This window comes from Thermostichus sp. MS-CIW-41, from assembly GCF_054058915.1.
The window spans coordinates 1-23,678 of record NZ_JBSSBO010000022.1 but is presented as its reverse complement, the minus strand read 5'-3'; the positions used below and the strand labels follow the sequence as shown (position 1 = coordinate 23,678).

Here is a 23,678-nt window from a genome sequence, read left to right as displayed (position 1 = left end):
TACGGACTAACGCAGGCTTTTTTTGCAAGTCTAACACTAGCCCTAGAGTAACCTCCCTGCTTGCGCCATGACCTACAAAACCCTTGCCCCCGAACATCTGCCCCAAGAGCCGTCGCTGCTTGAATCCGGGATCCTGCTGTCTCCGGTCTCACCGTGGCAACCCCTGATTCATCTGCTGCTGTTGGGGATCCCGGCCTTCTTGCTGCTCTTGGGAAAGCTGATGGCTCAGCCGGTCTTGGGCTGGGGGGCGGTGCTGGCTTGGCTGGGCCTGGCGGGCTGGTGGGGGCGATCGCTTTGGGCTCAGATCGGACGCCGTCTTTGGCAGTGGCTGACCACTTGGCCTCAATTGGCCTGGGCGGGAGTGGCCCTCAGCTTGGCCCTGATGGGAGGGATTGCCGGGAGCGGGCTGTTTTCTGCCTTGGGATCCCTGAGTTGGGAAGCAATTGGGGCTTTGGGAGAAGTGTTTGGGGCCACAGGCCAGATCTTGATCGCCATCCTGGCTGCCTACATTGCCTGGCGGCAGTACATTATCTCCCGCGATCTCACCATTCAGCAGAATATCATCACCCAGCAGCAGACCATCGACGCCTACTTTGAAGGCATTTCCAACCTGGTCTTGTCTCCCGATGGGCAGTTGGACGATTGGCCCCTGGAGCGGGCCATTGCTGCCGGGCGCACGGCTGCTTTGTTGAACGGGGTGGATCGCTTCGGCAAAGCCAAGATCCTGCGCTTTCTCTCCACCGCTAACCTGCTCAGCCCTCTGCGGCGAGACGAACACCTGGGCCGACCTATCCTGGATGGCAAGGGGGGCTACCAGCGGGATCGCGTGAACGGCATCCGAGTGGTCAACCTGGGCACGATGCTGGAGGGAGCCGACCTGCATGGCACCCTGTTGCGGGCGGTGGATTTCAGCGAAGCCAGCCTGGAGCGGGCCAACCTGAGCGGCTGCGATCTCAGCCACACCAATCTGTGCGGAGCTAACTTGCGGAATGCCGACCTGCGCGGGGCCGATCTCTACCGCGCTTTGCTGTTTGTGGGATCCCCTCAGACAGCTTCCCCTGCTCAGCCAGGGCAAAAGCCCGATTTCAAGACCGGGGCCTACACCGGAGCTATCGTGGCAGGGGCAGATTTCCGCCAGGCTCGCCGCCTTTCCCCCGAACAGCGGGCCTACCTGGTCACCTGGGGTGCCGAGCTGGATCCCGCGTCCGAACCTCCCCTCAACTCTCCTCAGCCGCGTTTGGATCCTGCCGACAAAACGGAGTCGTTTCCCCCACCTGCCCCAAGCCCTTGAGCGAGAATAAATCGATAAGCCTGGTTCAGGGCTTTTGCTGCCGATTCTTCGGCTATTGCAACTCGCCTCTCCCTTGGGGATGAGGGCGATCCCCTTCGATTCTCAAACATGGCACGGTTGCTCACCAAGTTCTGGCTGCTGGAGCGCTATCTATTTGGGCAGATGCTCACCCCAGTGCTGACCGGTGTTGCGGGGGGAACCCTGCTGCTGCTGGTGGGCCGACTGTTTACCCTGGCCGAGCGGCTGGTCGAGGGATCCGTCCCCCCCCTGACGGTGTTGCGTCTTTTGGTTTTGGATCTGCCGGAGATGGTGGTGCTGGGCATGCCCATTGCCGCCTTCTTTGCCACCATGCTCACCTTGGGCAAGCTGAGCGGCAACAGTGAGATCACCGCTATGCGGGCAGCCGGGATCCCGTTTAGCCGGATTTTCCGGCCCCTGCTGCTGGCGGGGTTGGCCATGAGCTTGAGCGCTTTTTTCATTAGCAACGTGCTGCTGCCGGCCAGTAAACAGCAAATCCGCCAGATCGATCAGCAAGCTTTGCTGGCCCAGGCCACCACCCCGGTGCAATACGATGTCTTTTTCAAAACCGAAGACAACCTCTGGTTCTTCATCCGCCAAGTGGATCCCCGGTTAAATACGATGCAAGATGTTACGATTTTGCGGGTGGATCCCTTGCCGGGGGGCAAATACCAGTTGGCGGAAGTGACCTTGGCCGCTCAGGCAGTGTGGAACGGACTGGAGTGGAGCCTGAGCGAAGGGGCAACCCACCTTTACGGCCCCACGGGTCTCAGCATTGCCGAGCAAACGTTTCATCGCAAGCCGCTGCAAGTTTCCCAGGATCTGGCTACCCTAATGCAGCCGCCGGTTCCCCCCAGCGAGTTGAGCTTGCCGGAGCTGGCAGAGCGGATTTCCCGCCTGGCCCGCTCCAATCTCAATACTCAGGCTCTGCGCACCGAGTTCCACATGCGCTTCTCCCTGCCCTTGGCCAGCTTTTTTGCCGTGCTGATTTCGCTACCCCTGGGATCCACCACCGCGCGGCGGGTGGGACGCTACGGGGGCGTCGTCTTCGGGATCCTGTTGGTGTTTGGCTACTACGTGGTTCTGAGCGTGTCTCGCAGCTTGGGAGAAGTGGGAGCCCTTCCCCCTTGGGCGGCAGCCTGGAGCTTCAACATCTTGTTCGGCGGCATCGGACTGGTGCTGCTGGCCCGTTTCCTGCGCTAGGGATCCACCCTAGAATCCGCCAGTCTCAGTTCTCAAGGATGTCTCGAAGAAGGCAGGGATCAACTTTCCTTTCTCTCTCCTCTCGCCTCGCGTAGCTCAGGTTTCCGTCCCCTTGCGGGGAAAAGGTAGGGATCAACTGAACAAGCAACCAACCTACGTCGAAATCTGGCGGAACCCGTTTCCGTCCCCTTGCGGGGAAAAGGTAGGGATCAACGAAGTGGATAACGACTGGGGGTTCCGCTCCTTCTACCAGGAGTGTTTCCGTCCCCTTGCGGGGAAAAGGTAGGGATCAACCACCGTTCAATAGTCCGTCTTGCGGACTATCTGGACCCCAGGTTTCCGTCCCCTTGCGGGGAAAAGGTAGGGATCAACATACTTAGTTGCTTTTCCTCCCTGTTTAAGGGTGTAAGTTTCCGTCCCCTTGCGGGGAAAAGGTAGGGATCAACCCAAGCGTCGCTTTGTTTGGACCCCCGATGAGCTGCTCGAGTTTCCGTCCCCTTGCGGGGAAAAGGTAGGGATCAACCGGGCAACGTCGCGAATATATTCGCAACGAGAAGCCCTCAGGAGTTTCCGTCCCCTTGCGGGGAAAAGGTAGGGATCAACAACTAAGCTACTAAACATTGATAACAATGAGGAAAAGTTTCCGTCCCCTTGCGGGGAAAAGGTAGGGATCAACGAGGATTGGTGCCTCGATTACTCAGATAAATATCCCTTGAGGTTTCCGTCCCCTTGCGGGGAAAAGGTAGGGATCAACGATTCGCCCGAGAAAGTTTCCCGGAGCATCGGGAAAGTTTCCGTCCCCTTGCGGGGAAAAGGTAGGGATCAACGCGCGTAGCGCGGGGGATGTAGCGTCAGCCATACGCAAGTTTCCGTCCCCTTGCGGGGAAAAGGTAGGGATCAACCCTACCCCCGGAAAAGCTTGAATCCATGCAGTTTTCAAGGTGCGTTCGCGAGGGAGTACGGAGACTTCGTGACATAGATGTTAACATTGCTCTTGGGGATAAGCGCAAGCAAGAAAATTGGGCTTTCTGAGGCTGTTATGTCTTGTTTTCGTGCCAATCATGGCAAGAGATCTAGGTTTGCCCTTGAAATCTTGAGCTAACAAAATTAGCCTGGCGATTGCTTGCCCCGACAGATCGCGCACAAAACTTTACAATTTTCGCTCTCCTGCTCAGGCCAGGGATCCCATCGGGGAGAGAGTCTGTCTAGACTGGAAAGCAGCCCTACGGGGATCCCTATGCGAATTGGCGTGCCCAAAGAGATCAAAGAGCAAGAGTTCCGTGTCGGGCTGACACCGGCGGCGGTGCGGGCCTTAACCGAACAGGGGCATCAGGTGTGGGTGGAAACCCAAGCAGGCCAGGGGGCGGGCTTCACGGATGAGGACTACCAAAAAGCGGGGGCCAAACTGGCCGCCACCCCTGAGGAGATCTACCAGCAGCAGTTGGTGGTGAAGGTCAAGGAGCCTCTGCCGGCTGAGTATTCTCTGCTCCATCCCGACCTCATCCTGTTTACCTATTTGCACTTGGCCGCCAGCCGCGAGCTGACCCAGGCGCTGCTGCAGTCGGGAGCCACCTGCCTCGCCTATGAAACGGTGGAATGGGCGGATGGATCCCTGCCTTTGTTGGCGCCCATGAGCATGATTGCCGGGCGGCTCTCGGTGCAGTTTGGCGCCCATTACCTCACCCGACAACAGGGGGGGCGAGGCGTGTTGCTGGGTGGGATCCCAGGGGTATCGCCGGGACGGGTGGTGATCTTGGGCGGAGGCACGGTGGGCACTGAGGCGGCCAAAATGGCCGTAGGCTTGGGGGCACGGGTGCAGATTTTGGACATTAACCTGCAGCGGCTGAACGAGCTGGAGCTGATTTTTGGCTCGCGGGTAGAGCTGCTCTACAGCACGGCCCAAAGCGTGGAAGAGTGTGTTCGCGAGGCCGACCTGCTGGTGGGGGCAGTGTTGGTGCCGGGAAGGCGGGCGCCGGTCTTGGTGGGAGAAGAGTTGGTGGCCCAAATGCGTCCTCGCTCCCTCATTGTGGATGTGGCGGTGGATCAGGGGGGGTGCATTGCTACCACGCGGGTTACCACCCATGCCCAGCCGGTTTACCAAGCCCACGGGGTGTTGCACTACGGCGTTCCCAACATGCCGGGGGCTGTCCCCTGGACTTCGACCCAAGCGCTGGTCAACGCCACACTCCCCTACATCCTCAAGCTGGCCAATCTCGGCTTGCCCGCTGCTTTGGAACAAGACTCGGCCTTGGCCAAAGGGCTCAACATCAGGGCAGGAAAGATCGTCCACCCGGCAGTGCGGGCCACTTTTCCAGATTTGGGCTAGCTTGTTCAGGCATCGGTGGGATCCCCTGGAGCAGATGCTACTGTCGCCAGGACAGGACATAGCGCTCCAAAGCCGCGAAAAAGGTGTAGAGCAAGACACCCATGAGGCCGAGGGCAGCCAAACCCGCAAAGGCCAAAGGCACATCAAAAGAAGAGCTGGCCGACACGATCAGGTAGCCCAGCCCCTGGTTGGAAGCCACCGTCTCCGAGATCACCGAGCCGACAAAAGCAAAGGAGATGGCCACTTTCAACGAGGCAAACAGGTAGGGCATGCTGTGGGGTAGCCCCACCTTGGTGAAAATCTCCCAAGAGCTGGCCCCCAACGAGCGCAGCACATCCCGCATTTCGGCTTCCACCGTCTCCAGCCCCACCGCCACATTGACTGCAATGGGGAAAAAAGCCAGCAAAAAGGCCGTGATCACCGCCGGGATCAGGCCCAAGCCAAACCAAATCGCCAGCAGCGGCACCAAAGCCACCTTCGGGATGGTGTTAAACCCCACCAGCAGCGGGTACAAACACAGATGGGCCAGGCGGGAGCTGCCGATGATCGATCCCAGCAATATCCCCCCCACCAAAGCCAGCGCAAAGGCCAGCAGCGTCGAAGTGAGGGTGGTTAGGGAGTGACGCAGAATCACCGGGCTCCACTGGTTCATGGCTGCGAGGATCTGGGTGGGCGCCGGCAGAATGAAGCGAGGAACGTTGAACAGCCCCACCCCCACCTGCCAGAGCACAAGGGTCAAAACGATGGTGACAGCGGGCAAGACCACAGAAGCCGTTTGGGTCTGCAAAAATCGGTCAAATGATTTTTTCATGGGATCCCTCGGCAGAGATGCGCGGTAACCTGTCCAGCAAACCTTTCCAGATTTTTTGGATCCAGATTTTTTGGATCAAGGGCTCTTTGGCCTAATAGCTGCGCCGAATGTGCTGGCGCACTTCCGAGACCAAGCGGTGAAACTCGTCCGTCAGGCAGATCTCCAGCGGGCGTGGACGGGGCAGATCCACTTTGAGGGAAAAGATGATCTCGCTCGGTCGTGGCCCCATCACATAAATGGTATCGGAGAGGAAAACCGCCTCCCGCAAATCGTGAGTGATCAAAATGGCGGTGCAGCCGGTGCGCAGCCACAGCCGCTGCAACATTTCCCACATATCCTCGCGGGTAAAGGCATCCAAAGCGGCAAAAGGTTCGTCCAACAACAACAGCTCCGGCTGATGGATCAAAGCGCGGCACAGGGAAGCCCGCTGCCGCATTCCCCCAGAAAGCTGCCAAGGATAGGCTTTCTGAAAACCCTCCAAGCCTACGGTGGCCAGCAGCTCCAGCGCCGACTTCTCGTGCTGGGCCAGGTTTTGCTTGAAGGTGCGCTTGTAGGGCTCTACCACCTCCAACGGCAGCAACACGTTCTCCAGGGTTGTGCGCCAGGGCAGCAGCACCGGGTTTTGAAAGGCCATGCCCACACTCTTCAGGGGGCCGGCGATGGGCTGCAACTGAAAGTAGAGGGTGCCGCCATGGTCAGTGTTCAGGCCGGCCATCATCTTCAAAAGAGAAGTCTTGCCACAGCCGCTCGGCCCAACAATGGAGACAAACTCCGAGTGGGCAACAGAAAAGCTGACGTCGCGGATGATCGTGACCGGGGATCCCTTGGTGGGGTACTGCAGCGAGACGTGGCGCAACTCCAGAACGGGCTTGCCCGAAACAGCGGGGGAAGATAACCCACTTTGAACTACCCTCTGCGACTCCAACATTGACTCAACTCCAATGATTTTCATAGTGGCCCAAGTGAGGGCTGATCCCCCTGATCTAGACAGATGATGGCGGGAGCAATGAGGGTTGCAGGCCGGTTTATCTCGATTGGTATGGCCAACCCCATCCCCACTACATCAGAGAGAGGGGCAGCCAGCTGTGTTGCCAGATACTTTGTGGGCCGGTGAGGTCCCCCCATGTTCAGCTTCAGGAGATGTGGGATCCCCGAGGGCCCGGTCATCGAAGACAGTAAACTACCCGACACCCCTGCTATGCGCAGGGTGCGGGCTTTATCCCAATCCCTAGCGGCCCCAGAGGACAGCTAAGTTTCGGAATTTCAGGCGAGTTTACAGTCGCCCCAAGGAGAGAGATTACTTGAGCAGCGTTATGGTCAGCATCCCCTTCCCACCCGCAGTGTCCACACTTGAACGACTTACCATTGCGGTAGGACTTACCCCGCTCAGGGTGGATGTGCAGGCATTTATGACAGATCTGGCTGGTGTAGGCAGGCGGCACCAGCACCACAGGTACTCCAGCGATGGCAGCCTTGTAGGCCACAAACATCCTGAGCTGGTAGAACGCCCAGTTGTTAGTCCTGCGCCGCTCAGTCTTGCTGCGAGGCTTCTGATTCAGGCGCTCTCGAATGCCTGTCAAGTCTTCAAAAGCCAGTGCCGCACCAATAGCTTGGGCATCCCTGACCAAGGTTTTGCTGATGTTATGGTTCAGCCATGTCTGGTAGCGCCGTTCTCTCCCAGAGAGCCTTCTCAGCAGCCTCCTAGAGCTGCGAGTGCGTTTGGATTGAACCTTGGCGCGTACACGGCTGAACCGGTCACGGACGGCCTGGATGTGCTCTCCACTCCAAGAGCGTCCGTTGCTAGCGGTGGCGATATCTCGCCTGCCCAAGTCAACTCCGATTACCTTTGGAGTTTTGCCGGTTGGGGGAGTGTCCAGCTCAATAGCGATGTTGATGTAGTAGTCCCCTTGCTTGGTCTTGGACAGGGTTGCACTTGTTGGCTCCTGGCCTCGCAGAAGCGCTATCTGGTAGCCGCCAATCTTGAGCTTGAGCCAAACCCGTCCGCTCATCAGGGTCACGCCCACGGCCTGGTCGGACTCTCGGTACTTAAAAGTACGAGCGTCCAAAGTCAGACTGGTGGGGCGGAACTTGTGGACTTGCTTCACCGCTTTGGCGTTGCTAATCACACGGCGGAGCGCTTGACAGACGTGATTAGCCTTCAGCCCCGTAGCCGCTCTTACCGGTCGATAGACCAAGTGGTGCAGTTTGGCGGTATTCCAGCACTTCTCGCGCTTGGCGGTATCCAAGATCTGGTTACAAGCGTCAGCAAATCTCTGCAAGGTGCGGTCAATCTCTTGACGCAACTCTACAGGGACTATCAGCTTGCAACGTACCGATATAGTCTGGCTCATGGGCCTATCGTAGCTCATCCAGACTTTGACCAGCAAACCTATATAGAGGAGGACTTTCCTCCCGACACCAAGCCTGCGGCTATGGTGCGGGCCTCCAGCCCGAAAATTCGGTGACTGTCTATCAAGTAAAGCCCCGCCTACTGATGTTCGAAGACGTTACTGAAGCCCAACAGATCCAGCTCTACCAAAGTAGGCAAATGTTGGAAACACTGCTGCGCCAACTCCCAGCGTTCTTCCCGCCGTAACATCTCCGCCAACTTGTGGCGCACCGGGATCAAATAGCGAACATCGTTGGCGGCATATTCCAGCTGTTCGGCGGATAGCGCGTGGACGGCCCCCCAGTCGGAGCTTTGGGCAGCTTTGTTGAGTTCGACCCCGCACAGCTCGCTCACCACATCTTTGAGGCTGTGTTTGCTGGTGTAGGTGCGGGCCAGTTTGCTGGCAATTTTGGTGCAAAAGACGGGCCACGCCCGGATCCCCAGGTGATAGCGCAGCATCGCCAGGTCAAAGCGGGCGTAGTGGAAAATCTTTTCAATGTTGGGATCCGTCAGCAGCCCCGCCAAAAAGGGGGCCTGCTTTACCCCGCGGCTCAGCCGCAACAGCACCACCTCACCGGCGGAGTTGGCGATTTGCACCACGCAAAGCCTGTCCCGCTGCGGGATCAGCCCCATCGTCTCCGTATCCACGGCCAAGTGGGGTTCCCCGGCCAGGGCCTTTGCCATTGCAGGGGTGAGATCTTCGTCGCAGAGCTGGAAAGGTTGCAGGCCCACTCAGGATCTCTCAAAAGGGTGTTTTGGCTGCATAACCAAGCGGCGAAGGCCAGGCAACTACCAGCTAGACTTGACCACACCTGGCAATAAGCCTCTGTGGGCCATTTCCCGCAGGCTGTTGCGGCACAGGCCGAAATCGCGGAAGTAACCCCGGGGACGCCCGGTTTTCCAGCAGCGGTTGCGCAGGCGTGTGGGCGAGCTGGCCCGAGGGAGTTTTTGCAGTTGGGCGTGCAGCTCCATGCGGGTGGCCTGGTCGATGTTGGGATCGGCCATGGCCGCTTTCAGTTGTTGGCGCTTCTCCCGATACTTCTCGACCAAGCGTTGGCGCTTCTTCTCCCGCTCGATCATGCTCTTTTTAGCCACGGCTCACTGTTTCCCCAGATTTTTCAGCTTTACTAGAATAACGGGGAGCAGCGGCCCCAAGCAAGGGGATCCCAGGCCCGCCCACGGCCATCCTCGCCAATGTTCATCCCTCTTTTCCGCTCTCCGTAGGATCCCTGAGGCCAGCCCCTCGGCTTGGGGGCAACCTACCTCTATAGGCGAGGTTGGTGTTGGGTGATGGCCATTTCCAGAGTGATCCCGTTTATCGCCACCAAGTTTAGGGTTTCCCCAGAGCAGATTGAGGCCACGCGCGTGATTCTCCACAAGCCGCCGGCTCTGTTGGCAGTGCTGAAGTCGGCCTCTCCACTGCCCAAAGAGGTTTTGCAGGATCCCAGTTTGGCCTATATCTATCCTGCCGCCTTCATTCAATGGTCGAAGTGCATGCATGGCTTGGCGGATTGGGACACTGGGCCGGCACTGAGCTACGCCGATTATGTGGCGCAACTGAAGCTGGCCTTCATGCCGACGGATATTGCCCTGAGCGGCCATTAGGGATCCCTTGGGTTGGCCATCCCATTTCGGAAGATGCGCCGGGAAGCCTCGCGGACAAACTCTTTGAGCCAACCGGATTTTTGGGTATTTTGCACCTGGGCTTTGACCACCGCCTGCATCCCCCCTTCTCCCCAGCTTTGGTTGTGCTGGAAATACTCAATGAAGCTCTTGCCGGCAATGCGGGTGAGATAGCCAGCACTGGCTGCCTGAATGGGGGCTGTCGCCAGAAAACCGACGACGCTCACTTCGGCAACGGTGGCCAAGATCCCCGTGGTCAGTTGGATCGCCCCTTCCACCAAGCCCAAGCCCGCTAGGGTTTTGGCCAGAGACAAGGCCAGCTCCCGCCCCTGCTGCAGATCCATCTTGCAGCCGTAAAGGGATCCCAGTTCCACCACCATCTGGGCGTTGATGGCGGCAATGGCCAGCAGATCCACCGCCGGGATGGGGTTGGCAAATACCACCCCTGTAACAATCCACTGAAAGCGATCGATCACTTCCTCGGCTTGGCGGCGCAGTTGGGCTTGGAGAATCCGCTTGGCCTCTTCCCCCAACTGTTGCGATTGCAGCAGGGCATTGTCCAAGGCCAGGGATCCCCCCTCGGCATAGAGCACCGCCTGCACGCGATCCCGCACCGCCGCCACATCCGGCTCCGGTCGCCAGGTTTGGGATCCCACCCGCACAGGGGCTGGAGCAGCGGCAGCTATCAACACATCCTGAGGTGGAATCAGGGGGTAGACCCGCTCCCGCAGGCGTTGCAAGAGGATCTGCCGTTCTTCTGAGGTGTAGCGATCCGCTTTGTTCAGGATCAGCAAGGCCCGCTTGCCCAGGGCGATCAACCGGCGCAAGGGATCCACCTCTGACTGGCGCAGATCCCCATCCACCACCACCAGCAGCAGATCGGCAGCTTGGGCTTGGGCTTGCGCCTCCTGTTCCCGCATCACCCCTGCCGGGCCGATCTCCAAAATGCCGGGGCAATCCAGGATCTGCACCGGCTGCGGGATCCCGGGCAAGTTCCAATCGTAACAAGCTACCGCCTGGGTGGTGCCCAGAGTGGCCCCCACCGCCCCCGCCCGCCGCCCCAGCAGCGCGTTGACCAAAGAAGTCTTGCCCGCCGACCCGGTGCCGAAGACCACCACCTTCAGCTGGGGCTGGGCCAACTGTTGGGCCAGCAGAGCCGACCGCTCCGCCAGCGCTGCCCGCGCCACTTCATCCTGGATTTGCGCTAGCTGCGCCTCCAGTTGAGCCAAGTTCTGTTGCGCCGCTTTCCGCTTTTCCAAAGCCGTCTCCGGCAAGGCAAGGGGTTGGGTAATTTCCCTCCTGCTGGGGGCGGGTTGGCGAAACAGAAACAAGTAGTAGATGGCAGCGGCCAAAAACACCAGCAGCAGCAGCAGCAGCACCCCGATCAACAGCCCCCCCAAAATCGGGTGGTAGCGGGTGGCGTAGTACAGATCGAGAAACGATTGGATCAGCCAGACGATCAGCCCGGTGAACGAGGCCAACAGCGCCAACAGCAGCAGCAAGCGCAGGTAAGGGAGCGACCGCATAGGGATCCAACAAGGCCACAACCGTTCGCGTCAGCGGGACGGAGTCCTTTTGACTCTACCCGCGGCTGAGCCTATCCGGCTACCTAGATGTCGCCTTCTGGCTGCAGGGGCAGGGCTTCTCTATCCGACTCTTCCTTTTCACACCGAGATTCCCCCTCGATGACCTGAATGGCCTGCGGATCCCCGTCAACTTTCACTTGCAGATGGCGCAACTGCCATGCCGAGCCGGCCATGCCCCGCTCCGATTCCACCACCACATCGCCGGTGCGCTGGGCCCCTGTAATCAAAAAGAACAGACACACCCAACCGGCTTCCTCATCTTCCTGAAAGCTCAGCCGCGAGGGCCATCCCGGCTTCAGGGGCTCTCCCAAACGTTCCACCACCACGGCATTTTGTTCGAGCTGCTCCACCGCCAACTGGTAGGTGCGATAGGCACCCGAAGTGCGGATCCCATTCCAGACTAGGATCCCTGCCCCCGCCAGCCCCAGGCCCAACACCGCCAGCAGGCCCAAACAGCCGCAGCCACAGCAGCCCAGAGGGACAGCACAGCCGACTTTTTGTGGAGTTTCTGACACAGCCCATTGCCACCCTAGAATGCCCCCACCCTAACACAAGGCTGTTGCTCATCCTCTATGCCTTCATTGCCGACAAGGTACAGACAAAAAGCCAAGCAACCCTACGCCATTTGTCGGTGACGAACATCGCTTCTCAGTTCCGTATTGCCACAGATATCTGTTACGGCCTCAAACAACAGCTCGAAAAATCATGGGATCAGCACCTCTTTGGCAAGTTCAAGCAACTCACTGTTGAGTCTAATTTTGTACTGCAGTGAGGATGGGATCCCTACGTATCCAATTGTTGGCTCTGCTCCCACTTCGATTAGAAAGGCTTGTGACACAAAGATTTCAAGCTTTTCGCCTACACGGAATCCGGATGGCTCAGAAGGTCAATGGGTATCTGGAAAGCCCTATTTCCGAGCACCGAGAAAGAAGACAAAGTGCGCGCATACCGAATCCGCTATTTGGCGGAGTCAATATCAGAGGGATTTGTCGAGAATAAGAGCAGCAAAAGGTCTCCATCCAATCGCCTAAACCTATGGATGAAGCGACAACCATAACCGTGCAGCAGATCATTCAAACCGCCATGATGACCGGTTTGCTCACCGCTGCTCAGGAACACGAACTTAACGTAAGGCTATTTCGAGAGGAGTGCTCCGAAGCCGACCTCTTCCTGCTGCGCCGTCTGCACCGCTGCCTACGCCAGGGATCCATCCGCCAGATCCCGGCCCTGAACAACACTGTAGCGGTTGGCCGCTTTGGCCCGCCCCTGCGCCTGGTACCGGACAGAGCCGAGACAACTCAGTCCCAGCCGACTGGGTTAAGCCTGGCGAGGGATCCCAAGACTGGGTAGTCAAGCAATTACAAGCAATTAGTGACGAGGGGGCAGAGGTAAGGTCGAGGGTTGGGCAACGGTCAAATCAGGGAAAGGGGGAGCTGAGGTTTTGCTTTCCCCGTCGTGCAGCAACACATATAAAGCAAACACATATAAAGCAAGGGATCACCAACGACGTCAACGGCAAGGCAATCTCGAATGAGCTACGGACTTCTACAGCACTTCCCTTTGCCTCTCTTCATCGCTGGAGCCCTTCCGAGTTCAGCCGCCTAGCTAAGCTTTTGAATAGGATCGATACGGGGATCCAAGATTTTCTGTTGACCGATAGCGGGAAACCTCACCGCAATCGTGACCCGTTCACCACTGCCGAACACATGGGTAATCTGGCCTTGTCCAAATTGGGGATGTTGCAAACGATCTCCAATCGCCCACTGTTCTGAACGGCTTTGGCGGCGATTGGGCCTGGCCTTGGGTGCATCTGAAAGGGACAGTCCACTGCCGTGGGAGAGCTGTCGAGAAACGGCTCCGCGTCCGTCGAATTCGATTATTAACTCTTGGGGCAGTTCACTTAAAAATACCGAAGGAATAGCTGGTTCGCGGTTGCCGTAGAGCATCCTTTCCCTGGCGTGGCTGATATACAACTGCTCACGGGCACGGGTAATGCCCACGTAGCAAAGGCGTCGCTCTTCTTCCAAAGCAGCGGGATCCTCCAAAGCCCGGAAATTGGGAAATAGACCCTGTTCCACCCCCACCAAGAACACAACAGGAAACTCCAAACCTTTGGAAGAGTGCAACGTCATTAGCGAAACTTTCTCAGCGCCTTCCTGAAGGTTGTCCAAGTCGGAAGCCAAAGACACATTGCTCAAAAAAGCCTCAAGGCTGGGATCCTCCTGTTCTTCCTCGAATTGGCGGGCGGCATTGTAAAGTTCCATCACGTTGGCCGCTCTTTCTTCGGCTTCGTCTGTACCCTGTGCCTTGAGATCCTCCAAATAGCCGGAATCCCTTAGCAACCCTTCGATAAGGGTGGCGGCTGAAGTCTGAGAAGCCTGTCGATGCCAATGCTGAATCAACTGAGCAAACTGAATGACAGGCTTAGCCGAACGGCCCGCCAAGCTACTTACAGAGGTTTCGTCGCTGAGAATTTCCCACAAAGGCACGTTGAGAGCCGCCGCCGCTTCGGTCAGCTTGTCCAGAGTAGATTTGCCGATGCCACGGCGCGGCACGTTAATAATTCGCAGCAGGCTAAAGGAGTCGGCAGGGTTGGCCACAACCCGCAAATAGGCCAGGACATCCTTAATTTCTTTGCGGTCGTAAAATCGCAGTCCGCCTACCACGGTGTAAGGGATCCCCCACCGCAGCAAGACCTCTTCAAAAGGACGGGATTGAGCGTTGATGCGGTAGAGAATGGCAAAATCTCCCCAGGAAAAAGCATTGGCATTTTGGCCGTGTAATCGTCGGATGGTATTGACGACAAACTCGGCCTCTGCAATCTCATCATCCGCCTGATGAAGGAAAATCGGACTTCCTTGCTGACGGGTTGGCCTGAGAACTTTATCAATGCGCTCTGTATTTTTCTCGATGAGAGCGTTAGCTGCCTGCAGAATGGTAGCTGTAGAGCGATAGTTCTCCTCCAGCTTGATCATGGTGCGGGTATCATCATCCGGGAGACCATCTCCAAAGGTCTCTTGAAACTCCAGCAAAATGGTAAAATCTGCCCCGCGAAACCGATAGATGCTTTGATCGGCATCTCCCACCACAAAGATCGATCGGTTTCTCCAATCCAACCGAGATCTGCAGGTCTCGCCGTTGGTGGCCAACAGACGAATCAACTCATACTGAGTGCGGTTGGTGTCTTGGTATTCATCCACCAAAATGTGTCGAAATCGTTGGTGCCAGTAAGCCAACACCTGCTCGTTTTGTCGAAAAAGCTGCACTGGTATCCAAATCAAGTTATCAAAGTCCAGAGCATTGTTGGCTGCCAGTTGGTCTTCATAGATTTCGTAAACTTGGGCAATGGTACGGCCACGGAAGTTGGGCTGATTGCGCTCCAGGTCGGCAGGAGTCCAACCTTGGTTTTTGGCATTGCTAATGGCGTAGCGTACCGACCTTGGGTCAAACTTGCGCTCATCCAAGTTCAGTTGCTTGGTTACAATCTCCTTCACCAGAGATTGGGCATCTGATTCATCGAAGATCGAGAAGTGGGGAGTCCACTTGCGCCCCTTGGGATCCTGATATTTTTCAATATCTATGCGCAGGATCTGGGCAAATAAGCTGTGGAACGTGCCAATCCAAAGAGGCTTAATCCAGCGGTGGTAAACAGCAGATTTTAGTCGCGTTGCCTGGGCCGGCTCCAATTCCTCTAAGGGGATCCCAAATTGTTCTTGAGCTTCTTGTTCGGCAAAGAGCTGCTCAATGCGCTCTTTCATCTCACGGGCGGCCTTGTTGGTGAAGGTCACGGCCAAAATTTCTCCTGGATCCACCCGATAGTGGCGAACCAGGTAGGCAATGCGGTGGGTGAGGGCGCGCGTCTTGCCGGAACCTGCCCCCGCCACCACCAGCAGCGGGCCACAAAAGTGTTGCACCGCTTGCCGTTGAGAAGGGTTGAGGGCATCCAGCAAAGAGGCGTGAGTCATAGCCAGCAAACCAGAAACTGCCTTCCATTATGGGCACCAACCCAATGGGGATGAGAAGCCCAGAGGGCATTTTGGAGCACCAAAGATGAAGATCGGTTAAGATTTGGCCGGCCCGCTCCAGAGCTCCCCGCCATGAACCGAGTGCTGTCCTGCTGCTGTGCCCCGGCTAACCGCTGCTGGCTTTGCGTTCAAAAGAGACTTGTGGCTTTGGGGTTTGCCACCCTTGCCCTGCTTTTGGCGGGCGCGTTCGATCCCGTTCAAGCCGGCAACTGCCCCAGCAATGGTAACCGTGATGAATCTCTGGCTTTCAAAGTGGAGAGCGTTTTCGGAGGGCAGCTTGACTTAAGTCGGTACGACGGCATTCAAGCGTTGATCTTGACCAACAGCCAAACCCGCTCGCAATCGGAAGCCCTCTCCAAAAGTTTGGCCCTGGAGTTTGGGCAAAACCCTCGGCTGCGCCAGATCGTGCTGGTGGATGGCAGGGGGCTGCTGCTGGTGCGCCACTTGGTTTTGCAGGCCATCCGGGAGAGTGTACCGACGGATCCCCGCCTGGTTTCTCCGTTTGTGTATGTCTCGGTCGATTTTGAGGGAGCAACCATCCAGAAGCTGCAAGAAATAGCCGCTGCAGCTTTGCCTGGGATCAATTTTCGCCGCCAGGCTGTTTTGTTGCTGTTGGACGGCCAGGGAACTCTTCTGAGCGGATTTGCCGACTTGGAGCAATCCAACCTAAGCATTCGCCGGTGCATTCGCACCCTCATGGGATAGTCCCACTTCCCTTTCACACCGGCAACGCCTCTCCTCTGCTGCTCTGGCCCAAGCCATTAAACTGGTCATACCGGTCATGTTGAAGCTTTGAGTCAACCGGTCGAACGACGGCTCTCTGTTCGCGGGATCCCATGCGCCGCCAGCTCAAAATCTTGAACCAAATCCTCGATTACAAGCTTGCCAACTTGCGGCTGTTTGGCCGAGCCGAGCTGAAGGGGCCTGTTCTCAACGTGCTGCTGGAACGGCTGCCGGGCGATGTGGTGGATACCCTGCAGGTGATGGAGGTGGTGCGCAGTGCGGTGGAAGCCTCTCTGCTGCAAGGGTTGCGCAAGGTCAACGTTTACCTTTGGTGCCGCGGACAAACTGAAGAAGCGCCGGAGTGGAGCGAAAGCTTTGCTGTAGAGCCATTGGTCTTGGCCCACCCCAAGGAGCTCCGAAGCCTTGCTTTCAACTATCGACAAGACTATCCCGGCATGCGGGTGCTGTTTTTCTGCCTGGGCCTTTGTCTGGGCGGCTTTTACCTGTTGGGGGGCTGGGAGCAGACAGGTTGGATCGATTGGATCCCCGTAGGACTGGCCTTCGCCTTGGGGGTGATCTTCCCCTGGCTCAAACGCTCCCTCAGCCAGTTTGTACACCCTCTATTTCTCCGCCTTGGCCTGGGCTTGGGCTTGGTCTTATTGGGCCTGGCAGTGGCGCTGATCTGGCGGCAGGGCTGGAGCGTTGCCTATGGGATCCTCGGCCTCCTGGCCATCCTCCTGTTGGGTCTGGGAGCCTAGTTCTCAACCGGCAGTGGTGCCGCTGAAGACGTGTAGGGCAGGGCCGGTCATCCACACGTGCTGTGTGCTCGGATCCCAGCGAATTTCCAGATTTCCTCCCGGCAGTTCTACTGTAGCTTGCGATTCTGCGCGCTCCTCCAAAACAGCAGCCACCAAAACAGCACAGGCACCCGTCCCACAGGCCAGCGTTGCCCCTGCTCCCCGCTCCCAAACCCGCAAGCGCAAACGAGTCGGGCTGAGCACCTGCACAAATTCGGTGTTGGTGCGCTCAGGAAAGGCCGGATGATGCTCAAACAGGGGGCCCACAGCTGCCAAGTCCAGCTCCTCCAGGGATCCCTCTTCTTCCAGGAAGACCACACAATGGGGGTTGCCCATGCTCACCGCCGTCACCCGCCACTCTCGCCCGGCCACTGCAAGCGGCTGCCGAATGACCTTCTCATCCGGTTCGACCAAGGTGGTGGGGATCTGCTTGGCCAAAAGGCGAGGGATCCCCATGTCCACTGTGACCAGCCCATCTGCCCGCACCTGCGGCACGATTCGCCCCGCCAAGGTGTGGATCTGGTAGGCGCCATCCCGACCTGGGATCCCCAAGTCCTGCAGAAAGCGGGCCAAACAGCGGATCCCATTGCCGCACATCTCTGCCTCGGAACCATCGCTGTTGAAGAGGCGCATGCTAAAGTCCGCCCCCTCCTGCCCTGGCAGCAGGAAAATAACTCCATCGGCTCCTACCCCAAAGCGGCGATCGCAAAGGGCGACGGCCTCTTCCGGGCTCAAGCAGGGTTGAGACTGCCAACGGTTGTCCACCAAGATAAAATCGTTCCCCAACCCCTGGTACTTGTGAAAGGAGAGACGGGGGGTCAACCGAGCAGACATTTACCCAGATATCCCAACGACAGGCCTTAATCCTCGTGCATCTCGTAGGGATCCTGCAAGTCCTTGGAAGGGGGGCCAAAGGCCGTGTAGATGGCAAACGCAGTGATGCAGATGGTAACTGCCGCAATCGCCACAATCAGGGAAAAGGTGGGCTCCATATCGTTGTCTTTGATCCTGAGAGTATTCGACTACAGTATTACACAAGTTTACAATTCATTGCCCAAGACAAAAAGGTTCGGCCAGATTCTGATAGCGTGATTTTAAAAGGCGGCTGCTTTGGCGGTGCTGAGCACCAGGGATCCGCCTTCGAGCCTGCTATCTTCGACTTCGTCAACGTGTTCGGTTTCTAAGCGAGAACCTATGGCCATTCGTACCAAACTGGGCGATCTGCTGCGTCCTCTCAACTCGGAATACGGCAAAGTGGCTCCCGGCTGGGGCACCACGCCCCTGATGGCGGTCTTCATGGCCCTATTCGCCGTCTTTTTGTTGATTATCCTGCAGATCTACAACAAGTCGCTGCTTTTGGAAGACATCAACGTTTCTTGGGAGAGCCTCAGCTTCTGAGTTCCCCAGCCCTACTCTGGAGAAAATCCCCGTCCCGCCAGACGGTTGCAAGCGGGATCAAGGCAGCTCCTCTTCTCCTCCGAGCCGATGCCTTCAGGGTGCTGGCTCCAGGCGCAGCAGGGATCCATTCGGGGCGTCCGTCAACAGGTAAAGGAGTCCATCCGGCCCCTGCCGCACATCGCGAATGCGGCCCACCGCCCCCTCTAAGAGACGCTCTTCTGCCACCACGCGCTCTCCATCCAGTACCAGACGGGCCAAGTGTTGCCCGGCCAGCGCCCCCACAAACAGGTTGCCCCGCCATTCGGGGAAAGCCTCCCCTGTGTAGAAAGTCATGCCGGAAGGGGCAATTGAGGGTGTCCAGTGCAGCAGAGGGGAAGCCAAGCCGGGAGCTGCCGCCAGTCCTTGGCCGATAGGTTCCCCCGTATATTCTCGACCGTGGGTGATCAAGGGCCAGCCGTAGTTGACGCCGGGGGCCAAGATGTTGATCTCGTCTCCACCCTGGGGCCCATGCTCGTGGGACCAAATCGCTCCCGTCTCGGGGTGGCGGGCTATTCCCTGAATGTTGCGGTTGCCGTAGGTAAAAATTGCCGGCAAAGCCCCCGCTCGGCCGACAAATGGGTTGTCCGCCGGGATCCCGCCCGCATCCGTAATGCGCAACACTTTACCGGCAGAATCCCCCAAATCTTGGGCTCGATCCCGTTCTCCCCGGTCTCCGGTGCTGATGTAGAGGAATCCTTCTTCGTCAAAGACCAAACGGGAGCCAAAGTGCTGCCGGGCAGGGGTTTTGCGCTCCATATCAAAAATCACTTCCAGATCCTGTAGGCCCCCTTCCGCCAGACGGGCTCGCGCCACCCGCGTGCCTCCCCCACTGGGCCCAGGAGCGGCATAGGACAGGTAAATCCAGCCGTTCTCCGCGTAATTAGGGTGCAAGGCAATGTCCAGCAGGCCCCCCTGTCCGCGGGCAAATACTTCTGGCACACCGGCTATGGGCTGGGGATCCAATCCCTGGGGGGTAACTCGGCGCAGCCGGCCTGGTCGTTCGGTTACCACGATTGTCCCATCTGGCAAAAAGGCCATCCCCCAAGGGTGCTCCAAACCCTGGGCCAAAGTAACCACCCGAAACGCTTGCTCCGTTCTGGCCCTGGGCAAGGCTTGGGCATGATCCCCCTGTTGCAGGGTCATCACCATCTCCGGGCTGACCGGATAGGCCACCACGGCAGGGGGGGCGGACAACCCTCCCAAAAGCAGTAGCGCGGAGAGAAGTTTGCTCGCCGGGATCCTCATGGCCATTGCCGCCTCGTTTTCGCGATGGATTCTGGGGTCTGAGCTAGTCGATTATTACTGCTGCTCTTCTGGAGATGGGTACCGATGAGGGTAAAACCCACTGCGGACCAGAGTGGGCAACCCCCTGTCCCCTCCCGGCCATAGGCTAGCCTTGAGAGCAGCAATCTGTCTCCAAAGCATGCTGGAACCTGGCGAGATCTTGGGACTCGATCCCGCTGACGCGAATGGCCAATCCCCCGCCCGCCCACCCCAAAGGCCAACCTGCGGATCCCTGCAGCAGCTCCAGCCCCACTCCAGAGGGATCCACCTCATCTGTGCCCAGGGCCGCTGGTCTATGCAGGTGCTCACCCCCCGTCTGTTTCGGCTGCGCTTTAGCCCCAGCGGAGCGTTTTTGCCCCGTCGTTCCTGGGATGTGGCTCCAGCCGATGAAGAGTGGCCGCCGGCTCCCTTTGAACTGCAGGAAAGCTCCACCCAAATCCACCTGTCCACCTCCCAGGTGCAAGTTCAGATCGATCGGGATCCCCTCCGGTTCAGTTTTCAAGACTCTCAAGGGCAAGAGTTTTGCGCCGATGTCTCCTCTGGGCTTACCTGGGGATCCGATAGCATCCGCCTGGTCAAACACCTCCACCCTGCCGAGCACATCTATGGCCTAGGGGAACGGGCGGGGCTACTCAACAAACGGGGTCGGCGCTACAGCCACTGGACTCGCGACTGCTGGAACTACGACGCCCACAGCGACAATCTCTACCAGGCCATTCCCTTCGCCCTGTTTCTTCGCCCCAACCTCTGCTACGGGCTCTTCCTGCACTGCACCCACTGGAGCCGGTTCGATCTGGGGGAGACGGATCCCGAGCAGTGGGCCATCGAGGTGCATGCCCCAGAGCTGGACTACTACCTCATTTACGGCCCCACTCCAGACTTGGTGCTCGATACCTATACCCAACTTACCGGGCGGATCCCTCTTCCCCCCCTCTGGGCCTTGGGCTACCAACAGTGCCGCTGGAGCTACGCCAGTGCCGCTCAGGTGCAGGCAATAGCCGAGCAATTTCGCCAACGTCAGATCCCCTGCGACGTCATCTATTTGGATATCGACTACATGCGCGGCTACCGCGTCTTCACCTGGGATCCCCGCCGCTTCCCCGAACCGGCCCGGCTCATGGCCCAACTCCACGAGGCTGGCTTCCGGGTGGTAGCCATTGTGGATCCCGGCGTCAAGTTCGAGCCCGAAGCCGACTACGCCGTCTTCGACGAGGGCTTGGCCCAGGATTTCTTTATCCGCCGCGCCGACGGCCACCTCTTCCATGGCTACGTTTGGCCAGGCAAAGTCCTCTTTCCCGACTTCTTGCGCCCCGGAGTGCGGCAGTGGTGGGGATCCTGGCAACGGGTTCTCACCCAAGCCGGTGTGGATGGCATCTGGAACGACATGAACGAGCCGGCCCTCAACGACCGCCCCTTTGGAGATGGCGGCCAGATCGTCGATATCCCCCTCGATGCCCCCCAAGGCCCACCCGACGAACCCACCACCCACGCCGAAGTTCACAACCTGTACGGCCTGCTGATGACACGCGCTTCCCGTGAAGGCTTGGAACAGCTCAACCCCAACCGGCGCCCCTTCGTGCTGACTCGCTCCGGCTTTGCTGGGATCCAGCGCTGGGCTGCCGTCTGGACAGGCGACAACCAATCCTCCTGGGAACATCTGGAGATGTCCCTGCCCATGCTCCTAAACCTGGGCCTGTCGGGAGTTAGCTTTGTCGGCGCGGACATCGGCGGCTTCGGTGGCAATGCCACTCCCGAGCTGTTTGCCCGTTGGATGCAAATGGGAATTCTTTACCCCCTCATGCGCGGCCACAGCGCCCTGGGCACCCGCCCCCACGAGCCCTGGAGCTTTGGCCTCGAAGTGGAAACCATCTGCCGGCAGGCCATTCAGTTGCGTTACCAGCTGCTGCCCTACCTCTACAGCCTCTTTTGGGAGTCCAGCCAAACCGGATCCCCCATCTTGCGCCCCCTTCTCTACGAGTTTCCCGACGATCCGCAAACCTACGAGATCTCAGATCAAGCCATGCTGGGATCCGCCCTCCTAGCTGCCCCTGTGGTTCGGCCTGGCGTGCGGTGCCGCGCTGTTTACCTACCCCAGGGCACTTGGTTTGATTGGTGGACAGGTCAGGCCCACACCGGCCCCCGCTACATTCTCGTCCCTGCCCCTCTCGAACAACTGCCGCTGTTTGTGCGGGGTGGCTCCGTTCTGCCTTTAGCTCCCCCCTGCCCGTCCACCGCCCACCTGCGCCGTGACCAACCGCACCTCAAACTCTACCCCGGCAACGGCAGCTTCACCCTCTACGAAGACGACGGGGAAACCCTCGCCCATCGAGCAGGAGCCTGGGCCACCACCCTCTTCCGCTTGCGACAGCAAAATGGCCAGCTCATTCTGGAGATCGAGGCCCGCCAGGGCAACTGGAGCCCGCCCCAGCGTAGCTGGCTTCTGGAGCCCCTTGGCCACACTCCCCTCTCCCTGCCGGACACCGGACAGCCGCAACGGGTTCTCTGGCCCACCCCAGAGGATCCCCCGTTTAGGTGACATACTCCCATCACTGACCCTACAGGTACAGCGTGGGCTTCTCGCTTCATCGGGGAGCTACTGCAAGAACCCTCTGCGAGCAGACACGGGATGCCCCACCGCGTAGTTGCACCAGATTCCGGCAACGCCGTTTTGTACAACCATGTTGATTATAGTACAGAATATATCCGCCTTTCATCCCGACCCTCCTGCTGTTGCAGAGAGTGCGGGGCTTCCCGGCGAGCTAGCTAATCGCCCTCACGGCCTCCAGCAGCTCCCGGTTGTCTCGCTTGAACAGGGGCAGCCACTCCACGTGCTGGTAGCGTAGGATCCCTTGGCTATCCACCAAAAAATAGGCCCGCCGCGTCCCCAGCAGGCTGTCCACCCCGTACTGCTGGCTCACGGTTCTGTCCACATCGCTCAGCAAAGGAAACTCCAGCTTAAGCTGCTCGGCAAAGGCTTGGTGCCTGGAGAGGGGATCGCTGCTGATCCCCAAGATCTCGCAGCCCGCGGCCCGGAAAGCTTCCCAATCCTCCCGAAAGCAACGCATCTCGCTCGTGCATACCGGGGAAAAATCCGCCGGGTAAAAGGCCAGCAACACCTTGCTCTTGCCCCGGTAGGCCGCCAGTGAAATCTGGGCTCCCTTTTGGATCCCTTTCCCCACCGCAGGCAAGCTAAAGTCAGGAGCAACAGCCCCAATCACAATCCCCATAGACCCGTCTAACCCAATCTGAGCTCACTTCAACAGTCTAACGGTGGATCCGGATCCCTTCTGGCTTCAAAAAATTTTGGGTTGGATATCTTGACGGGGTGGTGGGGGTGGGGATAGGGTAGTAAAGCGCCACAAGGCCACCCAGCCCCGGCGCCCCAGAACCTTGACAAGTAACTCGTTCAGTCAACCATCGCCAAGCAGCACAGCAGGCTCCCTGAGTCGGCTGGTGGCTGCATATTCAACCCTGTCAAGTTTCCATTTTTCCAGAGACAAGCTCTTGCATCGACACGGAGAGTTTGATCCTGGCTCAGGATGAACGCTGGCGGTATGCTTAACACATGCAAGTCGCACGGACACCTTCGGGTGTCAGTGGCGGACGGGTGAGTAACGCGTAGGAATCTACCCTCAGGCGGGGGATAACAGCTGGAAACGGCTGCTAATACCCCATACAGGCGGAAGCTGAAAGGAGCAATCCACCTGAGGATGAGCCTGCGTCGGATTAGCTAGTTGGTGGGGTAATGGCCTACCAAGGCGACGATCCGTAGCGGGTCTGAGAGGATGGCCCGCCACACTGGGACTGAGACACGGCCCAGACTCCTACGGGAGGCAGCAGTGGGGAATTTTCCGCAATGGGCGCAAGCCTGACGGAGCAATACCGCGTGAGGGAGGAAAGCCCTTGGGTTGTAAACCTCTTTTCTGGGGGACGAAAGCTGACGGTACCCCAGGAATAAGCCTCGGCTAACTCCGTGCCAGCAGCCGCGGTAAGACGGAGGAGGCAAGCGTTATCCGGAATTATTGGGCGTAAAGGGTACGTAGGCGGCTGGTCAAGTCTGGGGTCAAAGGCCACAGCTCAACTGTGGGAAGGCCCTGGAAACTGACCGGCTAGAGTGAGGTAGGGGTTGCGGGAATTCCCGGTGTAGCGGTGAAATGCGTAGAGA

Annotated in this window: 21 protein-coding genes, 1 rRNA gene and 1 CRISPR repeat array; of the genes, 10 read left to right on the top strand and 12 right to left on the bottom strand. The window is 58.5% G+C overall.

Annotation, left to right across the window (positions count from 1 at the left end; genetic code table 11):
* Nucleotides 1-67 precede the first annotated feature (67 nt).
* From ACVWXE_RS08210 to ald, 3 genes are all read left to right on the top strand, one after another.
* Nucleotides 68-1,291: a pentapeptide repeat-containing protein gene (locus ACVWXE_RS08210; RefSeq protein ID WP_457490036.1), complete on the top strand. Its 1,224-nt coding sequence runs from the start codon at nt 68-70 to the stop codon at nt 1,289-1,291.
* 108 nt (nt 1,292-1,399) lie between these two features.
* Nucleotides 1,400-2,512 carry an LptF/LptG family permease gene (locus tag ACVWXE_RS08205; protein WP_457490035.1) on the top strand — a complete coding sequence of 371 codons (1,113 nt, stop codon included), beginning with the start codon at nt 1,400-1,402 and terminating at the stop codon, nt 2,510-2,512.
* A 100-nt stretch (nt 2,513-2,612) separates the two neighbouring features.
* Nucleotides 2,613-3,414: a CRISPR direct-repeat array (repeat unit 37 nt; unit sequence GTTTCCGTCCCCTTGCGGGGAAAAGGTAGGGATCAAC).
* A 335-nt stretch (nt 3,415-3,749) separates the two neighbouring features.
* Entirely contained in the window at nt 3,750-4,838 is a 1,089-nt protein-coding gene (ald, locus tag ACVWXE_RS08200; protein ID WP_457490034.1) for an alanine dehydrogenase, read from the top strand.
* Nucleotides 4,839-4,875: 37 nt separating this feature from the next.
* Here the strand turns inward: ald and ACVWXE_RS08195 are convergent, their stop codons facing one another.
* The 5 genes from ACVWXE_RS08195 to rpsN all read right to left on the bottom strand — a co-directional run bounded on the left by ACVWXE_RS08195 (nt 4,876) and on the right by rpsN (nt 9,133).
* The gene (locus tag ACVWXE_RS08195) at nt 4,876-5,649 is read right to left on the bottom strand and encodes an ABC transporter permease (RefSeq protein ID WP_414407516.1); all 774 of its coding nucleotides are present in this window, start codon (nt 5,647-5,649) and stop codon (nt 4,876-4,878) included.
* Between the two features lie 91 nt (nt 5,650-5,740).
* A complete protein-coding gene (locus ACVWXE_RS08190; protein ID WP_049749636.1) occupies nt 5,741-6,577 on the bottom strand; it encodes an ABC transporter ATP-binding protein in 837 nt (278 codons plus the stop codon).
* Between the two features lie 268 nt (nt 6,578-6,845).
* Entirely contained in the window at nt 6,846-8,000 is a 1,155-nt protein-coding gene (locus ACVWXE_RS08185) for an RNA-guided endonuclease InsQ/TnpB family protein (protein ID WP_457490033.1), read from the bottom strand.
* 137 nt (nt 8,001-8,137) lie between these two features.
* Nucleotides 8,138-8,770 carry a ribonuclease D gene (locus ACVWXE_RS08180; protein WP_457490032.1) on the bottom strand — a complete coding sequence of 211 codons (633 nt, stop codon included), beginning with the start codon at nt 8,768-8,770 and terminating at the stop codon, nt 8,138-8,140.
* A 57-nt stretch (nt 8,771-8,827) separates the two neighbouring features.
* On the bottom strand, nt 8,828-9,133 hold the full coding sequence (gene rpsN, locus ACVWXE_RS08175) for a 30S ribosomal protein S14 (protein ID WP_011432985.1): 306 nt from the start codon (nt 9,131-9,133) through the stop codon (nt 8,828-8,830).
* 195 nt (nt 9,134-9,328) lie between these two features.
* Here rpsN and ACVWXE_RS08170 point away from each other — a divergent pair, with 195 nt between their 5' ends.
* Nucleotides 9,329-9,643 carry a hypothetical protein gene (locus ACVWXE_RS08170; RefSeq protein WP_414344672.1) on the top strand — a complete coding sequence of 105 codons (315 nt, stop codon included), beginning with the start codon at nt 9,329-9,331 and terminating at the stop codon, nt 9,641-9,643.
* On the opposite strand, the gene ACVWXE_RS08165 is transcribed toward ACVWXE_RS08170, so the two are convergent.
* Nucleotides 9,640-11,187 carry a YcjF family protein gene (locus tag ACVWXE_RS08165; protein WP_457490031.1) on the bottom strand — a complete coding sequence of 516 codons (1,548 nt, stop codon included), beginning with the start codon at nt 11,185-11,187 and terminating at the stop codon, nt 9,640-9,642. The genes ACVWXE_RS08170 and ACVWXE_RS08165 overlap by 4 nt on opposite strands.
* An 83-nt stretch (nt 11,188-11,270) precedes the next feature.
* The gene (locus tag ACVWXE_RS08160) at nt 11,271-11,762 is read right to left on the bottom strand and encodes a cytochrome c oxidase assembly factor Coa1 family protein (protein ID WP_457490030.1); all 492 of its coding nucleotides are present in this window, start codon (nt 11,760-11,762) and stop codon (nt 11,271-11,273) included.
* 520 nt (nt 11,763-12,282) lie between these two features.
* On the opposite strand from ACVWXE_RS08160, the gene ACVWXE_RS08155 reads away from it, so the two are divergent.
* Entirely contained in the window at nt 12,283-12,597 is a 315-nt protein-coding gene (locus ACVWXE_RS08155; protein WP_414331733.1) for a hypothetical protein, read from the top strand.
* A 251-nt stretch (nt 12,598-12,848) separates the two neighbouring features.
* Here the strand turns inward: ACVWXE_RS08155 and pcrA are convergent, their stop codons facing one another.
* Nucleotides 12,849-15,212, bottom strand: a complete 2,364-nt coding sequence (gene pcrA, locus ACVWXE_RS08150) for a DNA helicase PcrA (RefSeq protein ID WP_457490029.1) — start codon at nt 15,210-15,212, stop codon at nt 12,849-12,851.
* A 132-nt stretch (nt 15,213-15,344) separates the two neighbouring features.
* On the opposite strand from pcrA, the gene ACVWXE_RS08145 reads away from it, so the two are divergent.
* Both ACVWXE_RS08145 and ACVWXE_RS08140 read left to right on the top strand, forming a co-directional pair.
* Complete coding sequence (locus ACVWXE_RS08145) at nt 15,345-15,977, top strand: hypothetical protein (RefSeq protein WP_457490028.1); 633 nt, start codon at nt 15,345-15,347, stop codon at nt 15,975-15,977.
* 131 nt (nt 15,978-16,108) lie between these two features.
* Complete coding sequence (locus ACVWXE_RS08140) at nt 16,109-16,753, top strand: hypothetical protein (RefSeq protein ID WP_414375245.1); 645 nt, start codon at nt 16,109-16,111, stop codon at nt 16,751-16,753.
* 3 nt (nt 16,754-16,756) lie between these two features.
* Here ACVWXE_RS08140 and dapF read toward each other — a convergent pair whose 3' ends face one another.
* On the bottom strand, nt 16,757-17,626 hold the full coding sequence (dapF, locus tag ACVWXE_RS08135; protein ID WP_457387811.1) for a diaminopimelate epimerase: 870 nt from the start codon (nt 17,624-17,626) through the stop codon (nt 16,757-16,759).
* Between the two features lie 26 nt (nt 17,627-17,652).
* Nucleotides 17,653-17,784, bottom strand: a complete 132-nt coding sequence (psbN, locus tag ACVWXE_RS08130; protein ID WP_011432995.1) for a photosystem II reaction center protein PsbN — start codon at nt 17,782-17,784, stop codon at nt 17,653-17,655.
* A 202-nt stretch (nt 17,785-17,986) separates the two neighbouring features.
* Here psbN and psbH point away from each other — a divergent pair, with 202 nt between their 5' ends.
* Nucleotides 17,987-18,190, top strand: coding sequence for a photosystem II reaction center phosphoprotein PsbH (gene psbH / locus ACVWXE_RS08125; RefSeq protein ID WP_414331336.1), 204 nt, complete (start codon nt 17,987-17,989; stop codon nt 18,188-18,190).
* 93 nt (nt 18,191-18,283) lie between these two features.
* On the opposite strand, the gene ACVWXE_RS08120 is transcribed toward psbH, so the two are convergent.
* Complete coding sequence (locus tag ACVWXE_RS08120) at nt 18,284-19,378, bottom strand: PQQ-dependent sugar dehydrogenase (RefSeq protein ID WP_457490051.1); 1,095 nt, start codon at nt 19,376-19,378, stop codon at nt 18,284-18,286.
* A gap of 274 nt (nt 19,379-19,652) precedes the next feature.
* Here ACVWXE_RS08120 and ACVWXE_RS08115 point away from each other — a divergent pair, with 274 nt between their 5' ends.
* Nucleotides 19,653-22,049 (top strand): glycoside hydrolase family 31 protein, encoded by a 2,397-nt coding sequence (locus tag ACVWXE_RS08115; RefSeq protein WP_457490027.1) that lies wholly within the window; start codon nt 19,653-19,655, stop codon nt 22,047-22,049.
* 223 nt (nt 22,050-22,272) lie between these two features.
* Here ACVWXE_RS08115 and ACVWXE_RS08110 read toward each other — a convergent pair whose 3' ends face one another.
* Entirely contained in the window at nt 22,273-22,740 is a 468-nt protein-coding gene (locus tag ACVWXE_RS08110) for a peroxiredoxin family protein (protein WP_011432999.1), read from the bottom strand.
* Between the two features lie 284 nt (nt 22,741-23,024).
* On the opposite strand from ACVWXE_RS08110, the gene ACVWXE_RS08105 reads away from it, so the two are divergent.
* A 16S ribosomal RNA gene (locus ACVWXE_RS08105) occupies nt 23,025-23,678 on the top strand; the annotation flags it as partial.

Coding starts and splice junctions, on each gene's coding strand:
- ACVWXE_RS08210 (WP_457490036.1), top strand. CDS start 68: ATGACCTACAAAACCCTTGCCCCCGAACATCTGCCCCAAGAGCCGTCG.
- ACVWXE_RS08205 (WP_457490035.1), top strand. CDS start 1,400: ATGGCACGGTTGCTCACCAAGTTCTGGCTGCTGGAGCGCTATCTATTT.
- ald (WP_457490034.1), top strand. CDS start 3,750: ATGCGAATTGGCGTGCCCAAAGAGATCAAAGAGCAAGAGTTCCGTGTC.
- ACVWXE_RS08195 (WP_414407516.1), bottom strand. CDS start 5,649: ATGAAAAAATCATTTGACCGATTTTTGCAGACCCAAACGGCTTCTGTG.
- ACVWXE_RS08190 (WP_049749636.1), bottom strand. CDS start 6,577: ATGTTGGAGTCGCAGAGGGTAGTTCAAAGTGGGTTATCTTCCCCCGCT.
- ACVWXE_RS08185 (WP_457490033.1), bottom strand. CDS start 8,000: ATGAGCCAGACTATATCGGTACGTTGCAAGCTGATAGTCCCTGTAGAG.
- ACVWXE_RS08170 (WP_414344672.1), top strand. CDS start 9,329: ATGGCCATTTCCAGAGTGATCCCGTTTATCGCCACCAAGTTTAGGGTT.
- ACVWXE_RS08165 (WP_457490031.1), bottom strand. CDS start 11,187: ATGCGGTCGCTCCCTTACCTGCGCTTGCTGCTGCTGTTGGCGCTGTTG.
- ACVWXE_RS08155 (WP_414331733.1), top strand. CDS start 12,283: ATGGATGAAGCGACAACCATAACCGTGCAGCAGATCATTCAAACCGCC.
- pcrA (WP_457490029.1), bottom strand. CDS start 15,212: ATGACTCACGCCTCTTTGCTGGATGCCCTCAACCCTTCTCAACGGCAA.
- ACVWXE_RS08145 (WP_457490028.1), top strand. CDS start 15,345: ATGAACCGAGTGCTGTCCTGCTGCTGTGCCCCGGCTAACCGCTGCTGG.
- ACVWXE_RS08140 (WP_414375245.1), top strand. CDS start 16,109: ATGCGCCGCCAGCTCAAAATCTTGAACCAAATCCTCGATTACAAGCTT.
- dapF (WP_457387811.1), bottom strand. CDS start 17,626: ATGTCTGCTCGGTTGACCCCCCGTCTCTCCTTTCACAAGTACCAGGGG.
- psbN (WP_011432995.1), bottom strand. CDS start 17,784: ATGGAGCCCACCTTTTCCCTGATTGTGGCGATTGCGGCAGTTACCATC.
- psbH (WP_414331336.1), top strand. CDS start 17,987: ATGGCCATTCGTACCAAACTGGGCGATCTGCTGCGTCCTCTCAACTCG.
- ACVWXE_RS08120 (WP_457490051.1), bottom strand. CDS start 19,378: ATGGTGATGACCCTGCAACAGGGGGATCATGCCCAAGCCTTGCCCAGG.
- ACVWXE_RS08115 (WP_457490027.1), top strand. CDS start 19,653: ATGCTGGAACCTGGCGAGATCTTGGGACTCGATCCCGCTGACGCGAAT.
- ACVWXE_RS08110 (WP_011432999.1), bottom strand. CDS start 22,740: ATGGGGATTGTGATTGGGGCTGTTGCTCCTGACTTTAGCTTGCCTGCG.